The organism is Amycolatopsis mongoliensis (assembly GCF_030285665.1).
GTDB lineage: Bacteria > Actinomycetota > Actinomycetes > Mycobacteriales > Pseudonocardiaceae > Amycolatopsis > Amycolatopsis mongoliensis.
Genome location: NZ_CP127295.1, coordinates 1,971,511 through 1,988,704 on the forward strand (window position 1 = coordinate 1,971,511; position 17,194 = coordinate 1,988,704).

The window sequence follows — 17,194 nt, forward strand, 5'->3', positions numbered from 1 at the left end:
CCTTAGTACGACACGTAGACGTCGGTCTCGAGGTCTTCCTTCGTGGGTTTCGGCGCGGCCTTCGCTTCGGCGACGGCGTCTTCGATGAGCTTCGCGACTTCGGCGTCGATATCGTCGAGGACCTGTCCGGGCAGCTCACCGCTCTCGGTGACGCGTTCCCGGAACCGCTTGAGGCAGTCGAGGTTCTCGCGGGCGTCGGCGACTTCGCCGGCCCGGTAGGTCTGCTGGTCACCTTCGAAGTGGCCGAAGTAGCGGGTGAACTTGACCTCGATGAGCGTCGGGCCCCCGCCGCCGCGGGCGCGTTCGACGGCCTCCCCCGCGGCTTCGTGGACGGCGAAGAAGTCGAATCCGTCGACGATCAGGCCCGGCATGCCGAACCCGGCGGCGCGGTCGGCGATGTTGTCCGAGGCGACGGACCAGGTGCTCGACGTCGCTTCGGCGTAGCCGTTGTTCTCGGCGATGAAGAGGGCGGGGAGGTCCCAGACCGACGCGAGGTTCAGCGCCTCGAGCGTTGTCCCCTGGTTGCTGGCGCCGTCGCCGAAGAAGGCGACACCGACGCCGCCGGTGTTCTGCTGCTTCGCGGCGAGGGCGGTTCCGCAGATGAGCGGCGGCCCGCCGCCGACGATGCCGTTCGCGCCGAGCATGCCCTTGGAGAGGTCGGCGATGTGCATCGAGCCGCCTTTGCCGTGGCAGGAGCCGGTCCGGCGGCCGTAGATCTCGGCCATCATGGCCTTGACGTCGACGCCCTTGGCGATGCAGTGGCCGTGGCCGCGGTGGGTGCTGGCGATGGCGTCACGGTCGTCGAGGTGGGCGCAGACACCGGCGGCGGAGGCCTCCTCACCGGCGTAGAGGTGCACGAACCCGGGGATTTCGCCGGTGGCGAACTCCTCGTGCACCCGCTCTTCGAACGCTCGGATGGTGCGCATCACGCGATACGCCTCCCGCAGGGTGTCCGTCATCTTCGACGCTCCTTCCCTAGTTCGGTTTCCGTGCGCAACAGCCCTTTCCGTGCCGCCTCCGCCATCGCCGCCCGGACGTCCACGACCCACGGACCGTCCGGCTTGAGCTCGACGAACGCGCTTTCGCCGGTCTTCAGCTCGAGTTCGCGCTCCCCGTCGAGCGCGATCACCCCGCCGGACGCGGCCAGCTCGACCCGCATCCCGGGTTTGAACACACCCCACCCGCGCACGCCGACGGGCCGGACGAGCCCGGGCGCGATGGGCGCGTGCACGACGTACGGCGTCTCCTCAATCGGCCCGAGCTGCAGCGCGACGCCGTCCGGGCTCGACCGCGGGCTGGGGCAGAGCTGCCCGGGCACGCTGGACAGGCCGATGCCGTCGGGTTCGGCGAAGGTGCAGTAGAGCTCGGTGAGCGAAGACGGATCCCACAGGGCCCTCGCCCCGATGTGCCTGCTCAGCGACACGCAGACGTCGACGAGCGCGATCTCCCGGCGGGCTTTGGTGACGACCTCGAGCACGCTGACGCGGTGGGTGACGAGGTCCGGATCGATCTGCCCGGCGGCGATCAGCCCGGCGGCCAAACCGGCGACGGTCGCCTCCCGCATCTGCGGAAAGGCGTTGTTGGTCCCGGTGGAGAGGGCAAGGATCGGAACGTCTTCACAGGCCGCGGCGGCAACCCGGGCGGTGCCATCCCCACCGAGGACGACGATGACCCCGGCCCCCGCCTCGACCATCCGGCGGACGGCATTGGTCGTGTCGGCGGCGGTGCCGGTGATCGGATCGTCCGCGCAGAAGTCGACCTTGGGCCAGGTCCCGCCCCGGCCGAGCGCTTTGAGAACCGCGGCGGAGATCCCGCCGAGATCGGTGGAGACGAGGGCCCGGTCAAGCCCGGTCACCGCGAAGGCGGCCAGCAGCCGCTGGACCATGTTCGCCTTTTCCGCGGTGGGGAACACCGAAGCCTGCGCAACCAGCCGGCGGATGTCCCGCCCCGAAGCCGGATTCGCGACGATCCCCGCCACCGTCTCGCCCAACCTGACCTCCTTGTCACCGCACCGGAGAACAGAAGACTCCGCGGACGGGTGAAAGGGAAGGGTTGCAGGGCGTTGCAGTGTTCAAGTGGCTGTGTTCAGGGGCCTGTGTTCAGGCGCCGTCGCTTGCGCAGTCGCGCTGGCCGGACCACTCGGGGATCGCGCAGCCGCGCAGGCAGGCCGGACCGCTCGGGGATTGCGTAGCCGTGTGGCTGGTCGGATGGCTAGGGATCGCGCGGGCTGGATTGAGCAGCCTCGCCCGCGTCACCGCGGCCGTGCCGGGCGGATCGCGCAGACCGGCCGGCCGGATCGAGCCGGTGTACCAGCCGCATTGTGAGCGGCGCACCACACCAGCCACGCCTGTCCCGCCGAGGCAGTGCCGGGCGCCTCGCGCGACCACGCCGACCGCGTGCCGAACGGCCGGGCCGCCGAGTGAGCCAAAGGTCACACCCGCGCCGGAATCTCCAGTGGACTGTCCACCGTGGAGATCAACCCGGCGGAGAAGAACAACCCGAGGTCAAACCCCGGCGAAGAGCTACGAGACCAGGCTCGCCGTGCCCTCGTAGGAGAAGCCCGCCTCCTCGACCGCGGCCCGCACGTCGTCCTCCGCCAACGGGGTTCCGGCGCGAACGACCACCCGGCCGGTCGCGACGTCGACGTCCACTTCGGTCACTCCCGGCAGGCCGGTGAGTTCTTCGGTGACCGACTGGGCGCAGTGCCCGCAGCTCATCCCGGAGACGGTGTACCCGTGCTCGATCATGGTGCGCAGCATACGAAAAGAGCCGCCACCCCGTACGGGTGACGGCCCTTTTCCAAGATCAAAGTCAGATCACGGTGACCGACGTGGCCTGCGGGCCCTTCTGGCCCTGGCCGATCTCGAACTCGACGCGAGCGTTCTCCTCGAGGCTCTTGAAGCCGTTACCCTGGATCTCGCTGTAGTGAACGAAGACGTCGCCGCCACCGTTGTCGGGGGTGATGAAGCCGAACCCCTTCTCGGAGTTGAACCACTTCACAGTGCCCTGAGTCATCAAAAATCTCCATATGCAACCACAAAACAGGAAGCCACTTCGGCGCCCCGGGTCAACACCAGGACGGTTTGCTTCCTCGGCGAGGAGACACTACGCCCGCTGAATTCTGCGAGCGTGACTCAACACGAACACAAAAATCGAGACCTTGGTCAGTAAAGCACACCTTGAGCAGGGCGGACAAGCCGTCATCACCCGACAGGGGTGAGCTATTCGCCACTCGCCGGGCGCAGCCCCTCCGCGCTGAACGGCGAACGCCAGGTCGTGTCGCGCTCCGCGGCGACCACGGCGTCGTCGTGAGCCTCCGCGCTGGCGCTGAACAGCACCGGTACGACGCCGGAGGACTTCCGCGCTGGTTCGGATGCGTGCTGGTGATCGGTCACGTCGAAACTCCCCTCGTTCCCTGCCCGCTGCGGCGCGGGTCATGACCGTGATGGTGCCATGCGGCACCGACAGAAACCGGTTGTTTCCCGCCGGGACCCGGCCGGGAAGGTTCAGCGGCGAACCACCACCGGAACAACGTCAGATTACCCGAGCCGCCGCCGTGCTACCACACAACTTCCCCGGCGTTTTCCGAAGCGAAACCGAGCAAACCCTTACTGGGCGGGCGGTTGCGGACGCCCCTGCCCGAGCAGGGCCGAAAGCCGCACGTCCGGAGTAACCACGTCCGGGTCGGTGCGCACGTCGATCACGCACGGCCGCTGCCGCACCAGCGCACTGGCGATGATCGGCTCGAGCTCCTCGCGATCGTCCACCGTGTACCCGGCCGCGCCGAGTCCACGCGCCCAAGACGCGAAGTCGGTCAGCGGGATGGAGACCCCCGACAGCCTGCCGTGCATGCGGGCCTGGTGCATGGCGAGCGCGCCGTGCACGCCGTTTTGGAAGACGACGACCATCACCGGCGCCCGGTACCGCACGGCCGTTTCGATCTCCTGGCCGGTCATCAACGTCCCGGCGTCGCCGACCATGGCCACGACGGTCCGCCGCGGCTCGGCCAGCTTCGCCGCCACCGCGGCCGGCACGGCGTAGCCCATCGCGGCGTTGCTCGGGCCGAGCTGGCTGCGCGGCGCGGTGAAGCACCAGTACCGGTGCATGAACTGTGCGAAGTTGCCCGCGTCGCTGGTCACGATGGTGTCCTCGGGCGCCAGCTTCCGCAGCGCGCGGACGACGTCGACCGGGTGCACCCGGGTGTTGCCGCTCGTGTCGGGCGGCGTCATGAAGGTGTGGACGGCCGCGTTCGCCGCCGAAGCCCGCCGCGTCCGCGGCGACGCCACCTCGCGCAGCTCCCGCAGGAACGGCTCGACCTCGGAGTCGACGCGGAAGGTGAGCCCGCGCCGCTTCGGGCTGACGTCGATGCCGGTGCCGACCATGACCAGCGTCTGCTGGGGCGTCGGGTAGCGGTAGGCCTGGGTGGTGACCTCGTCGAGCTGGGTGCCGAGCGCGAGCACCAGATCGGCCCGTTCCAGGGCGTCCAGCTGCCGAGCAGGGATGCCGAGCCCGAGGTGGCCGGCGTAGCGCGCGTGGTTCTCCGGGAATGCGTCCTGCCGCCGGAAGGCGTTGTAGACGGGCAGCGCGAGCTCGTCGGCGACCGCGATCAGCTCGTCGCGCGCGGACCGGGCCCGCCCGCCGACGATGACCACGGGGTACTTCGCCTCGTCCACCAGTTGCGCCACGGCGTCCGCCGAACGGCCCAGCGTGCCGGAAGCCGGCGGCCGGACCCGCGCCATCGGCTTCGCCGCGTCGTAGGGCATCCCCCAGACGTCACAGGGCACGCCGAGCACGACCGGCCCCGGCCGTCCCTCCTGCGACGTGGTCAGCGCGTGCGCGAGCAGGCCGGGCAGGCCGTCCGGGTCGGTCACCCGCAAGGTCGACTTGGCGATCGACTCGAACATGGCCGTCAGGTCCGACGTCGGCAGCTCCCCGGACGACGAAGGCAATGGTTCGGTCGCCGGCGTCTCCAGCAGCACGACCATCGGCGTCTCGTCCTGGTACGCCGTCTGGACGCCGATCGCCAGGCTCGCCGCGCTCGGCCCCCGGCTGGCGAGCAGCACGGCGGGCCGTTCGGTGAGCTTGCCCTCCGCCTCCGCCATGAACGCCGCGCCCGCGTCGTGGCGCGCCGAGACCAGCGTTATCTCCCGCTCGCGCTGCATGGCGTCGAGCAGTTCCAGGAAGGATTCGCCCACCACCGCGTACACGCGGCGGACACGCGCCTCGGTCAGGATCCGCACGGCCGTCTGGGCGACGGTCGCTCCCAGTTGGTATCTAATGAGGAGAGCTTAGGCGGGCACCGTTCAGTGCAGTCAAGTGATCTTCGCCGAAACCCGGTAAGGATGGGCTGAATGTCCGCTTTGACCGACTGCTAGCCGATCAAGGGAGCGAGGACCGCAGTCTTGACCGCGACCGAACATGAAACCGTTTTTACTTATGGTGCACCGGCGTTGAAGTACGGCACCGGCGCCAGCGACGAGATCGGCTACGACCTGACCCAGTACGGCGTGCACCGCGTGCTCGTCGTGACGGACCCGCAGGTCGCCGCGACCGGCTGGCCGCGCCGCATCGCCGACGGGATCGCGGGTTACGGCATCGAAACCGAGATCTTCGACGGCGTACACGTCGAACCCACCGATGTCAGCATGCAGAAGGCGGTTGACTTCGCCCGCGGAACCGGTCCGTACGACGCCTTCGTCGCCGTCGGCGGCGGGTCGGCCATCGACACCGCCAAGGCGGCGAACCTGCTCACCAGCAACGACGGCGAGCTGATGGACTACGTCAACGCACCGGTCGGCGGCGGCCGCGCGCCCGATCGCCCGCTGAAGCCGCTGGTCGCCGTTCCCACGACCACCGGCACCGGCTCGGAGAGCACCACGGTCTGCGTGCTCGACGTGCTGTCCCTGCGCGTCAAGAGCGGGATCAGCCACCTGCGACTGCGCCCGACCCTCGCCGTCGTCGACCCGCGGCTCACCGTCAGCCAGCCGGCCGGGGTGACCGCTGCCAGCGGCATGGACATCCTCTGCCACGCCGCGGAGAGCTACACCGCGAAGCCGTACACCGACTTCGAGCGCAAGCGCCCGGAGCAGCGCGTGCCGTACTGCGGCTCGAACCCGCTGGCCGACATGTTCGCCGAACAGTCGCTGCGGCTGCTGTCGTGGGCCCTCCCCGCCGCCGTGCGCGACGGCGACGACCTCAAGGCGCGCGAAGCCATGGCCCTCGCCGCGACGTTCGCCGGACTCGGGTTCGGCAACGCCGGCGTGCACATCCCGCACGCCAACGCGTACCCCATCGCCGGGCAGGTCAGGGATTTCCACCCGGACGGCTACCCGGGCGACGAACCCATGGTGCCGCATGGCATGGCCGTGTCGCTGACGGCGCCCGCCGCGTTCCGCTTCACCTTCGACGCGGCGCCGGACCGCCACCTGCGCGTCGCGCGCCTGCTGGCGCCCGACTTCGAGTGGCCCGGCGACTTCGCCGACCACCTGCCCGCGGTGCTGATCGACCTGATGCGGCAGATCGGCATCCCGGACGGCATCGGTGCCGTCGGCTACGCGGAGTCCGATGTGGACTCCCTGGTCGAGGGAACGCTGAAGCAGCAACGGTTGCTGGCCACCGCACCCCGCGAGGCGTCCGAGGAGGACCTTTCCGGCATCCTGCGCGAGTCGGTGTCGCTGTGGTGAACGGGTACCCGCACTGGCAGACGGTTCCGTTGCGCTGGAAGGACAACGACGTCTACGGACACGTCAACAACGTCGTGCACTACTCGCTGATGGACACCGTGATCAACACGTGGCTGATCGAGCAGGGCGGCCTCGACATCGAAGCCGGGGAGGTGATCGGGCTGTGCGTCGAGTCGCACTGCGGGTATCACTCATCGGTTTCCTTTCCTGGAACGTTGCGGGTGGGCTTGCGCGTGGCACACCTTGGGAAGTCCAGCGTGCGCTACGAAATCGGCATGTACGCCGCCGACGAGTCCCTGGTCGCGGAAGGGCACTTCGTGCACGTCTTCGTGGACCGCGAGACCCGCAGGCCGACGCCGCTCGCCGGCAAGCTGCGTGCGGCGCTGGAAGCACTGCAACCCGGATGACGTCGACCGCCGGCGGTTCACCTCCTCTCTGACGGTGCCGGTTCCGGGCCGGGTTCTTCCCGCGCTTCCGATCATGCATCACGGCACCGACAGAACCGGTCGACCGGCCCGAGTTGTCCACAGGCGAGGAAAAGATCGGCGAGTTGTCCACAGATTCGCACCGAGGGGTTCCCGGACCGCTCGACGGCGATAATCTGGAAGCACCAGGAGATACGTCCACAGTGGACGGGAAGTCAGCTCGCTCGAGCGGCTCGCGACACGGATGACGGCCTAGGCGTCGATCCGGTGGCACCGTTGTGAGAAGGCGGCCCGCTCGTGGCTCCGTTGCCGGCAGGCGTGCCGGCGGCGGTCCCCACGTCCACTGACGGACCAGCAGTAGCTGCGGCTCCGTCGCCGGCAGGCGCCCCGGAGGCGACCGCAGATCCTGTGCCCACTGGCGGATTCGCAGTGGTAGCGCACCCGTTGCCGGCAGGCGCCCCGCCAACGGTCGCGCCACTGCCCGCAGGCGGCGAGCCCCCGGTACCGGCCGGTTGGCTTCCTGCACCCGCGGTCGGCTCGGCACCGGTGGCTGGGTCCCCAGCCACCGGTGTCGCCCACGCCTGCATGAGTTGGGCGTACCGCGCCGACCTGGCCAACAGGTCGGCATGGCGGCCCAGGGCGGTCTCGCGGCCGTCCATGACGAGGACGCGATCCGCGCGCAATGCCGACGAAAGCCGGTGCGCGATCACCACCAGGACACCACCCCGCGCGGCGAAGGCCCGCTCCGCGCGGGCCTCCGACACCGGGTCGAGATGGGAGGTCGCTTCATCGAGGATCACGAACTCCGCCGAACTGGCGTAGACCCTGGCCAGCGCGAGCAACTGCGCTTCGCCCGCGGAGATGCCTTCGCCGCCGTGACCGATCTCGGCGTCGAGACCACCGAGGCGCCGAAGCAACACGGCCGCGCCCACCGCGTCGACAGCGGCCGACAGCACGTCGTCCGAAGCTGACGACGCGAAGAGCCCGACGTTGTCCCGCACGGTTCCCGCGAAGACGTAGGCCTCCTGCGGGATCAGCGCCACGAGCTCGTGCCGAAGCGCCGCGGGCACGTCCCGGACCGGGACGCCGCCCAGCAGCACGCGGCCTTCCTGCGGCGTCAGCATCCCGGTCAGCAAGCCGGCCAATGTCGACTTGCCGATGCCACTCGGCCCGACGACGGCGAGGTGCTCCCCCGGCCGCAGGCCCAGGTCCAGCCCACGGACCACGGGCTCAGCCGTCGCGCCCCAGCCGAACGTGAGGCCACGAACCTCGACGTCAGTGCCGCGCGGGGTCGCCGTGCCGTCGGACACGACGGGCAGCTCGGCCGTCTCCGCCAGCCTGCGGAGTGCGACCAGCAGGCGCAGGACGACGGTGCCGGCCGTGGCTGCCAGGCCTCGGAGGGCCGGTTGCATCGTCGTGGCCAGGTAGACCAGCGCGCCGAGCGCGGCTCCCGCGGTCAGTTCGCCGCGCGCCACCAGGCCCGGCGCCAACGCCAGCGCGAGCAGCAACGGGACGAACCCGCCGAGCGAGATCACCAGGGCTCGGAGGGCGCTCGACCGCGCCACGCGGATCGCGGCCGTCGCCTGCTCGTCGACCGCGTCGTACATCGCCAGCGCGGCGATCGGCTCGGCGCCGCACGCCACGATGTCGCGCATCCCGGCCAGGGACGCGCCCGCCGTCGCGGCCGTGTGCTCGTCGGCCAGGGCGAGCGCGCGCTGGCGGCGAGCGAGAGAGGGAAGGAGGCAGACGAAGGCGACCAGCGAGACGACCACCGGCACCGCGACCGGGATCACCAACGCGCCGGCGACCGTCACGAGGCCGGCGAGCGCGGAAGCCGTCGTCACCAGCATGCCGCGGGCTTGCACCAGCAGGCCGGCGGTCGCGTCGCGGACGACTTCGACGTGCTGGGTGATCCGGGCGACGCCGCTGGAGTCCGGCTGGTTGCGCGGCGGGGACTGGTCGTGCAGCACGCCACGGACGACCGCCGTCACCAGGGCGTCACGCAGCGGCTCGACCACCTTGCCGAGTTGGTGCCACACCATCCGCGAGCCGAACGCGCCGAGCACGGCGGCGAGCCCGAACAACGCCAGCCAGCCGAGGCCGGCCGCGGGGTCGCCGACCGAGAAGCCCCGGTCCACGGACAGCTCGACGAGCCGGCCCGAGAAGAAAGCAGGTACGCCTTCGAGCAGCGAACACATGAGCAGCACCACGCCGCCACGCCATTGCCCGGCGAGAGCGGACCAGTACAACCGGCGCAGGCTCACGCGTCCTCCGTGAAGACACCCCGGTAGCCGGGCTCCTGCCAGAGCGCGGCGTGCGGGGCCACCGCGCGGATCCGGCCCTCCTCGAGCCAGGCCACCAGGTCGGCGCGGGCGGCGGTGCCCGCCCGGTGGGTCACGACGACGCGGGTGCGGCCGGGCAGCGCGCCGGCCACAGCGCGCTCGACGGCGGCCTCGGTAACCGTGTCGAGGCTGGCCGTGGCGTCGTCGAAGATCAGGACGCGCGGGTTGTGCACGATCGCGCGGGCCAGACCGAGCCGCTGGGCTTCGCCGCCCGAAAGCGGCGTCTCGGACAGCGGCGTGTGGTAGCCGTCGGGCAGGCGGACGACGACCTCGTCGACCTGCGCGGTCCGGCACGCGTTGCGAACGGCGGACTCGCCGGCCCAGGAGCCGTAGCCGACCGCGTCCGCGACCGTGGCGCCGAGCAGCGCGGGCCGTTCGAAGGCGTAGCCGATGACGGCGCGCAACTCCTCGCGGCGGATGCGCTCGAGCGGACGGCCGTCGAGCAGGACCTGACCTTCGTCGGGCGTGATCAGTCCGCCGAGCACACCGGCCAGCGCGGACTTGCCCGCGCCCGACCGGCCGACGACCGCGAGGAAGGTCCCACCGTCGATGCGCAGGTCGATCTCCGCCAGTGCGCCCGTGACGCCGACGTGGCGGAGTTCGACGGTGCCGTCGCCGGACAGGAGCGGGAGCTTGCCGGGCACGGGTTCGGGCTCGTCGAGGACCTCGACGAGCCGTTCGGCGCAGCCGCGCGCCCGGGACAGCATGGTGAGCAGCGGGATCTGGGTGACCAGGCCGAGGCCGAGCGCCACGTAGCCGAGCGTGGCCACGACGTCGCCGACGCTGAGCCGGCCCGCGAGGACGCCGAAGCCGGCTGCGGCCAGCACGGAGATTTCCACGGCCGGCGTCAGCAGGCCGGCGCGCCAGACCATCCGCGCCTGGGTGCGCCAGAGGCCCTGTCCGGCGAGCGTCAGCTTCGGCAGGGGACGCAGGACCCGTTCGGCCTCGCGGTCGGCGGTGCCGGACGCGGCGATGGTGCGGAGGCCGGCGACCGCGTCGACCATCCGGGCCGCGAGCTCACCGGAGACCCGCTGGTAGGTGAGGACGTCGTCGGCGGTGCGGCGGAGATGGCTGCGGGCGAGCAGCAGGGCGAACGGGATGCTGCCCAGGAAGACGAGCGCCAGGCGCCAGTCCAGGAGGGCGAGCAGGACGACCGCGCCGGTCGAGATGACCAGCATCGAGCCGCACTGGATGATGATCGTGACGATGCCACCGGCACCGACGCAGTCGCCGGTGAGGCGGCTGATCGCGTCGCCCTCGGCGAAGCGCGAACGGGTGCCGAACGCGAAGAGCTTGTCGGAGACCGTGCGGCGCAGCCATGCGGACGCCGTCGCGGTGACGCGGGTGGTCAGGATGCCACCCACGACGTCGGCCGCGATCTCCGCGCCGCCGACGAGCAGCAGCCAGGAGACTTCGGGCCAGCTCCGGCGGCCCGCGACAACGCTGTCGACCGCTGCCGCGAGCGCGCCGGGAAGGAGCAGACCGGCCGCGGTGGCGACCAACGCGGTACCCACGACGGCGGCCAGCCGGGGACGATCGAGACCGGCCACCCTGGCCAGCAACCGATCGGCGGGGCCGCGCATCTCACTCCTTCGGACGAGGTACCGCCGAGGCGGTACCGGGGCCACAATGAAGGTGCGGGAGCGGCGCACTTGGCCTGTGCCGCTCCCGCACCGTTCACCTAGGCACTACTTGCCGGCGATCCGCCAGGTCAGTGGCAGGTCAGCAGGCTGATGGTGCTGTCGGCGCAGGAGGCGAGCAGGCTCAGGTTCGACGTGCCGCCGCCACCGCCACCGTGGCCGCCGTCGAGCACCTCGGGAGTCTCCATGGCCTGCAGCTCCAGAACGAGTTCCATCGTGTTCCTTCTTTCTCTTCTTTGGATTCCGCCGGTCAACGACCGGTGGTCTGGGGGGACGGCGTGCTGCCCAGGAAGGGCAGCACCTCCTTGCCGTCCAGGAGGGCGGCGAGCGCGAGGAGGATCCCCGCACTGCCGGTCTTGAGGTCCATCGACAGACGCAGCAGCTGGTTGCCGGGGAAGGCGAGGCCGCCCTTGAACGGCACCGCGTACCAGGCCAGCCGCGCCAGGTGCAGGTCGATCGCCGCGCGGATCGGCGGCTCCGGGTCCGGGTCCATGCCCAGCGCCACCGCGAGCCCGCACCGGCCGTAGAGCAGGCCGGGGTGGATGACGAACTCGCCGCGGCACGATTCGCGCAGCGCGGGCAGGCTTTCGCAGGCTTCGGCGTCCGGGCGGTGCCGCGCCAGCTGCTCGGTGACCAGGAGGATCCCGCCGCTGCCGATGCCGACATAAGGCAACGTACGAGCCGCGCCGTCGCGGACCTGCAGCGAGCCGTCGTCGGACTCGACGCACTCTTCGAGGTCACGGCACAACGCCTGGTCGGCGAAGGACAGCCACGCCGGTTCGCCGGTGCGCTCGAAGAGCCGGACGAACAGCAGCGCGGGTCCGGACCAGCCGGACAGCAGGCCGGCGCGGGCGAAGTTCCCCGGGGGCGTGGCCGTCTCCAGCGATTCGGCCAGCCGGACGGCCGTGCTCAGGGCCTGGCGGCCGAACTCGTTGTCCTGGCGGACCGTCGCGAAGTGCAGCATGGTCAGCCCGATGCCGGCCAGGCCACCTTCCAGCGCGTGGTCGGTCGTCTGCTCGACGAGCCTCGCGGACGACGCCAGCAGCTTGGTCGCCTCGTCGTGGTGACCGAAGTTCTCCAGCACGTAAGCGATGCCGTAGCTGCCGTCGTAGAACCCGGGCCGGGTCGGCGGCTCACGGCGGACCGAGTCGATCAGCCAGCGCTCGTGTTCGGGGAACCGGCCGGCGCCGATGACGTCGAGGGCGTGCAGCACGCCCGCGGCACCGACGCCGAAACAGGCGCCGCCGACCCGGAACTGCTCGATGTCACCGGGGAACAGCCGGTCCTGGCGCTCGGGCGTCGCGCTGGCCAGGATCGCTTCGGCGATCTGCTTGCGGACCAGCGGCCAGTCGGGCTTCTCCTGGTCGAGCTCCGTGTGGACCGGTGCCGGCTCCGCGGGAGCGTCACGCGGGGCCAGCACCGCGACTGCGGCGTCCGCGTACCCCCGGGGCAGTGCGAACCGGCGTTCGACGAAGTCGGCGATACCGCGCAGCTTCGCCGGCGCGAGCTCCGTCAGCTGCGAGAGCGGAAGGAACAGCCACAGCCGCAACGCCGCGATCGCGTGCTCGTCGATCTCGAAGCCGGTGCGGTCGGCCGGGGCGCGGAACCCGGGGGCGCCCAGCGCCGGGCGGTCGCCGGACTCGACGTCGAAGGCCATCTCGAAGTCGATCAGGGAGATCCGGCCGTCGTCGTCCTCGTCGATGAGGATGTTCAGCGGGTGCAGGTCGCCGAAGACGACACCGCGGGCGTGGATCGCCTCGACCGTCTCCTCGACCCGGGCGACGACGTCGAGCGCGCGCCGGGCGTAGGCGGCGAGGTCCGCGTCGGTCGTGTCGCGCCTGGTCAGCGGGTAGTTGCGGGCCAGCCAGTTGCCCAGCGAATTGCCCGGCATGTACTCCATGGCCAGGTAGTGGTGCTCCCAGACCGTGAAGTGCTCGAAGACGCGCGGCACGCCGGGGACGTCGTTCAGCCGGTCGAGCACCTCGTGTTCGCGGCGCAGCCGTTCGACGGCGTCGATGCGCGCCTTGTCGAGGCCGGCGTGCGGACGGGCTTCCTTGAGGACGACCTCTTCGCCGCCCGCCTTGGGGTCGGCGAGGTAGACGCCGCCACCGTTGGAGAAGTGCAGGGAGCGCGTCACCTGGTAGGGGAACTGGGCCGGGTCGCCGCCCTTGCGCGCGGCGACGCTGCTCTGCAGGCAGGCCGGAATCTTCACCCAGTCGGGGACGGAGAACGTCGGTTCCCGCTTGTCGGGAACCAGCCGGCCATCCGGCTTGCGGATCGCCAGGACGCGGTTGCCGTCGTGTTCGACCCACTGTTCGGCGAAACCGCCGTAACGGACGTAGAGTGGCCCGTCGCCGTATCTGAGGTCGCTCAGGATATAGGCACCGTGCTCGCCGTCGAGCCGAACCGCCAGATCTTCGAGAACGCGCCCCAACTCGTCTTCGTCAGCCGGATAAATGGTGATGAGCTTGGCGCTGCCGTCACGGGGGGCGTATTTCGAATTCCGGGCGAGCAGGATCATCAGCGAGCGGAGGTGCTTGTAGGAGATCCGGCGCTCGATACAGTACTCGTGCACCTGCACGAGCACGCGCCGGGCGTTGTCCAGACCGGCGGAAACGTGGATTTTCCAACCCTGGCCGGGAAGTTGGCGACCCTCCGGACGCAGCGACCGCCAAACTCCGCGATCACCGGTGATCCAGCCGGAGGCCGGCGCCGGCAGCGCCTGGGCAAAATCGTCGACCGGCGCGCCGATTTCCTGTTGTTCGTCGTAGAACAACGGATCGGCGAAGCAAAATGCTTCGTAGCGCAGGTCCATCGAAGATACCCCTCCATGCGTTCCCCCGGGCACCTCAGCTCCGGGGACGAGGAATATTCCCCCATGCCGGACAGCCCCGCGCCTATCCGCCAACCCGGGGGTTCAACTGGGCTATCCGAGGTAGGCGAAACGGGCACATACCAGTCGGTAGCCGAACCCAGCGTGATTCTTGGCCGATTGCCAACCACTCTGTCGGGGTGTAACACGAAGCCTTTTACAACATTCCCGCAGGTCCACACCAGGATAACACGGAATAAACCACCGAATTGGCACGATGCCATCAACACCTTCTGGTGATCAATTCACCTGGTGCGACCACACCTCGTTGATCCGGGAAGTCCACTGTGGAGCGATCCGGGTGGTCCACGCCACGCCCGCGGCACCTCGGCGGACGGACCTGCCGGTACTACGGAGTAAGTTGGCGTCCGGCGGACCGGAAGGAGGAACGGGTGATCTTCGGATTCGCCGTGACGGTCGCCGTTGCGGCCACGCTCGTCGCGCTCTGGAGCTTCGTCCAGTCGGCCCGCAACCGGCTGCCGGACAACCCGCTCCTGATCGGGATCGCGGTCGTCGAGGTCCTGCTGGTCGTCCAGCTGGTGATCGGGATCGTGCTGCTCGCCGGCGGCGACCGGCCGGGCAGCCTGGCGACCTACCTGGCCTACCTGATCGGCTGCCTGGTCGTGCTGCCCGTCGGCGCCGCCTGGGCACTGGCCGAGCGGAGCCGGTCGAGCACCGCGGTGCTCGGCATCGCCTGCCTGGCCATCCCGGTGATGGTGCTGCGACTGAACGAGGTGTGGAGTGGAGCAACAGCGTAGGACGGCCTCCGGCCCCGGACGGGTGCTCGTCGCCGTGTACGCGATCTTCGCGCTGGCCGCGACGTCGCGGGCCGGCGTCCAGATCAGCACGAAGTTCCACGAAGCACCGCTGGCCTACCTGCTCTCGGCGTTCGCCGCGGTCGTGTACATCGTCGCGACGATCGCGCTGGCCCGCCGCGGCGACGGCTGGTGGCGCGTGGCGCTGGCGGCCTGCTCGATCGAACTGCTGGGCGTGCTGACCATCGGCACGCTCAGCCTCGTCGACGCGGCTGCGTTCCGGCACCCGACCGTCTGGTCGGTCTACGGCGAGGGCTACCTGTTCATCCCGCTGGTGCTGCCGGTCATCGGGCTGTACTGGCTCCGCCGCACCGCCCCGGTCAAGGTCACGGCCTGACTCCGCAGTCGAACAGCACCCCGGCGGTGGCGGCGTCCGGGCCGATCCGCGCGGGCGGCACCGGACGGCAGTGCTTCGCCTCCCACCCGATGCGCCCGGTCAGCTCGCCCGCGTCCCCCACGGCGGCGGTCCGCTGTTTGGCGGCGCCGCGGCCGATCTCGAGGAACACCTGCGGCAACAGCACGTACCGCAGCTTCCCGGCCGACACCCACTGCGGCAGGTCGGCGGCGGGCGGCGCCGGATCGAAGCCCAGGTAACCGCCCAGCGGCGCCACGCGCGCGTCGGTGTTCAGCAGGAACGGGTCCGCGCCGTAGGTGCCGCCCTCGACGGCCAGGACGATTTCCGTGGACGACGCCTGCGCGTACGCGAGCACCTCCCGCTGACCCGGGCTGAGCCGGTACGCGTTCTCGATGAACCGGACATACCCCGCCTCGGCACCCTGTCCGGTGTTGAGGCCGACGACCGTGCGCACCGCGTCCGTCGACGGCGGCCCGGCACCCGGGTCGGCGGTCTCCAGCACGCTGGCCGGACGCACGGCGGTGTCGACGACGAAGGCGGCGGGACCGGCCACGACGGCGGCCAGCCCGATGACGACCGCGACGCGCGGAGCCCGCAGGAGCGCCGCGACGACGGCGAGCAGCGCCAGCGCGAGCACGGGGTACCGCAGCCACGGCAGCCAGTCCGGCGTCCGGTCGAGGAGGACGTAAGCGAGCAGCGCCGTCCCCGCCACCGCGGCCGGCAGCACGAACCGGGCCGGTCCTTCCGAGCGGTGCCACCGCCAAGCCGTGGCCAGGCCGGCCGCGGAGAGCGCCGCGATCGCCGGGGCGAGCTCGGCGGTGTAGTAGGCGTGGAAGATGCCGCCGGTGAACGAGAAGACCGCGGCGCCGACGACCAGCCAGCCACCCCACAACGCCCAGCCGGCCTTCGTTTTCGCCGCGGCGCCACGAGCGCGGCAAGCGGCGACGACCAGGGACACCAGCGCGAGCGGGAGCAGCCAGGCGATCTGCCCACCGACCTCGGCGTCGAACAACCGCAGCGGTCCCGCGCCGCCGCCGAGCGCCGCGCCGATCGTGGCGCCGTAGCCGCCGCCGATCCCGGTCGACCCGCCGACCAGCCGCGTCACGCCGTTGTAGCCGAACGCCAGCTGCCAGACCGAGCCGTCCGTGGTGCTGCCGACGAACGGCTTCGCGCCCGGCCACAGGGTGACGACGACGGGCCAGGCCAGTGACACGACGAGCGTCACCCCGCCGGCCAAGCCGATCCACGCGAGACGTCGTCCGCGCGAGCCGGGCGCCGCGACGAAGTACGCCAGCGCCAGGCCGGGCAGCACGATCCACGCGGCGAGCATCTTCGTGAGGAACCCCAGCCCGACGAACACCCCGGCCCACACCAGCCACCGCGCGTTGTCGACGGCGCGGGTGACGCAGTAGGCGGCGAGCAGCAGCACGAGCACCAGGAGGGTGTCCGGCACGTTGTCGCGGTTGATCGCCGCGGTGATCGGCGTCAGCGCGAACAGCGCCGCGGCGAGCAGGGCGGTCCGGGGGCCGGCCCAGCGGCGCACCACCCGGTGCAGCACGAACACGGCGGCCACGCCTTCGACGACCTGGACCAGCGCGATCGCCCAGGGGTGGAAGCCGAACACGGCCACGCCGAGCGCCTGGGTCCAGAACGCGAGCGGTGGCTTGTCGACCGTGACGACTCCCGCCGGCTCGAAGCCCGCGAAGAAGAACGCCGAGACGTCGTGGGACATCGAGTGCACGGCGGCGGCGTAGTACGGCTGCAGCGGCCTGCTCAGCGCCCATCCCCACAACGCCGCCGCGACCGCCAGCACCGTCCCCAACGCGATCCGCTCGGCCTTCGCCGTCATGTCGCCCCCTCCGGTTCCCTGGGAAAGGTAGGGCGGCGCGGCGCCGGAGTCCTCAAGCTCCGGATTGAAGTGGGCCTCCACCCGTGGGTTGAGCGCGGAACAGTACGGGAACTGCACGTAGTCCATTCGGCGAAATAAATACGGATGCGACCGGACTTTCGTCGGTTCCGGACATTCCCTGAAAACTCGGACACTCTTCTCGTTCGGTCCCCA

At 70.7% G+C, this 17,194-nt stretch carries 15 protein-coding genes; 4 read left to right on the forward strand and 11 right to left on the reverse strand.

The features are described 5' to 3' along the window. Positions 1 to 2: 2 nt before the first annotated feature. The 6 genes from QRX60_RS09475 to QRX60_RS09500 all read right to left on the reverse strand — a co-directional run bounded on the left by QRX60_RS09475 (position 3) and on the right by QRX60_RS09500 (position 5,267). Entirely contained in the window at positions 3 to 959 is a 957-nt protein-coding gene (locus tag QRX60_RS09475) for a thiamine pyrophosphate-dependent dehydrogenase E1 component subunit alpha (RefSeq protein WP_286000395.1), read from the reverse strand. Next, entirely contained in the window at positions 956 to 1,990 is a 1,035-nt protein-coding gene (locus QRX60_RS09480; protein ID WP_286000396.1) for an ATP-NAD kinase family protein, read from the reverse strand. The genes QRX60_RS09475 and QRX60_RS09480 overlap by 4 nt, the downstream gene beginning before the upstream one ends. 532 nt (positions 1,991 to 2,522) lie before the next feature. Further along, positions 2,523 to 2,747, reverse strand: a complete 225-nt coding sequence (locus QRX60_RS09485) for a heavy-metal-associated domain-containing protein (protein ID WP_286000397.1) — start codon at positions 2,745 to 2,747, stop codon at positions 2,523 to 2,525. 64 nt (positions 2,748 to 2,811) lie between these two features. Beyond that, entirely contained in the window at positions 2,812 to 3,015 is a 204-nt protein-coding gene (locus QRX60_RS09490; protein WP_013222289.1) for a cold-shock protein, read from the reverse strand. Positions 3,016 to 3,221: 206 nt separating this feature from the next. Next, positions 3,222 to 3,395 (reverse strand): hypothetical protein, encoded by a 174-nt coding sequence (locus QRX60_RS09495; protein WP_286000398.1) that lies wholly within the window; start codon positions 3,393 to 3,395, stop codon positions 3,222 to 3,224. 213 nt (positions 3,396 to 3,608) lie between these two features. After that, on the reverse strand, positions 3,609 to 5,267 hold the full coding sequence (locus QRX60_RS09500) for a thiamine pyrophosphate-binding protein (protein WP_286003540.1): 1,659 nt from the start codon (positions 5,265 to 5,267) through the stop codon (positions 3,609 to 3,611). Between the two features lie 135 nt (positions 5,268 to 5,402). Here QRX60_RS09500 and QRX60_RS09505 point away from each other — a divergent pair, with 135 nt between their 5' ends. Further along, on the forward strand, positions 5,403 to 6,683 hold the full coding sequence (locus tag QRX60_RS09505) for a hydroxyacid-oxoacid transhydrogenase (RefSeq protein ID WP_286000399.1): 1,281 nt from the start codon (positions 5,403 to 5,405) through the stop codon (positions 6,681 to 6,683). Further along, the gene (locus tag QRX60_RS09510) at positions 6,677 to 7,090 is read left to right on the forward strand and encodes an acyl-CoA thioesterase (RefSeq protein WP_286000400.1); all 414 of its coding nucleotides are present in this window, start codon (positions 6,677 to 6,679) and stop codon (positions 7,088 to 7,090) included. Before QRX60_RS09505 ends, QRX60_RS09510 begins: the two co-directional genes overlap by 7 nt. A 233-nt stretch (positions 7,091 to 7,323) precedes the next feature. On the opposite strand, the gene QRX60_RS09515 is transcribed toward QRX60_RS09510, so the two are convergent. From QRX60_RS09515 to lanKC, 4 genes are all read right to left on the reverse strand, one after another. Further along, on the reverse strand, positions 7,324 to 9,372 hold the full coding sequence (locus tag QRX60_RS09515; RefSeq protein WP_286000401.1) for an ATP-binding cassette domain-containing protein: 2,049 nt from the start codon (positions 9,370 to 9,372) through the stop codon (positions 7,324 to 7,326). Continuing rightward, positions 9,369 to 11,033, reverse strand: a complete 1,665-nt coding sequence (locus QRX60_RS09520) for an ABC transporter ATP-binding protein (protein WP_286000402.1) — start codon at positions 11,031 to 11,033, stop codon at positions 9,369 to 9,371. Before QRX60_RS09520 ends, QRX60_RS09515 begins: the two co-directional genes overlap by 4 nt. 128 nt (positions 11,034 to 11,161) lie before the next feature. Beyond that, a complete protein-coding gene (locus tag QRX60_RS09525; protein ID WP_257922137.1) occupies positions 11,162 to 11,305 on the reverse strand; it encodes a SapB/AmfS family lanthipeptide in 144 nt (47 codons plus the stop codon). A 35-nt stretch (positions 11,306 to 11,340) separates the two neighbouring features. Next, entirely contained in the window at positions 11,341 to 13,905 is a 2,565-nt protein-coding gene (gene lanKC / locus QRX60_RS09530) for a class III lanthionine synthetase LanKC (RefSeq protein ID WP_286000403.1), read from the reverse strand. Positions 13,906 to 14,354: 449 nt separating this feature from the next. Between lanKC and QRX60_RS09535 the strand changes: the two genes are divergently transcribed. Continuing rightward, entirely contained in the window at positions 14,355 to 14,720 is a 366-nt protein-coding gene (locus tag QRX60_RS09535; RefSeq protein ID WP_286000404.1) for a hypothetical protein, read from the forward strand. Positions 14,721 to 14,742: 22 nt separating this feature from the next. Further along, entirely contained in the window at positions 14,743 to 15,114 is a 372-nt protein-coding gene (locus QRX60_RS09540) for a hypothetical protein (protein WP_286003541.1), read from the forward strand. On the opposite strand, the gene QRX60_RS09545 is transcribed toward QRX60_RS09540, so the two are convergent. After that, the gene (locus tag QRX60_RS09545) at positions 15,104 to 16,981 is read right to left on the reverse strand and encodes an ArnT family glycosyltransferase (protein WP_286000405.1); all 1,878 of its coding nucleotides are present in this window, start codon (positions 16,979 to 16,981) and stop codon (positions 15,104 to 15,106) included. The two genes, QRX60_RS09540 and QRX60_RS09545, sit on opposite strands and share 11 nt — an antisense overlap. Between the last annotated feature and the right edge of the window lie 213 nt (positions 16,982 to 17,194).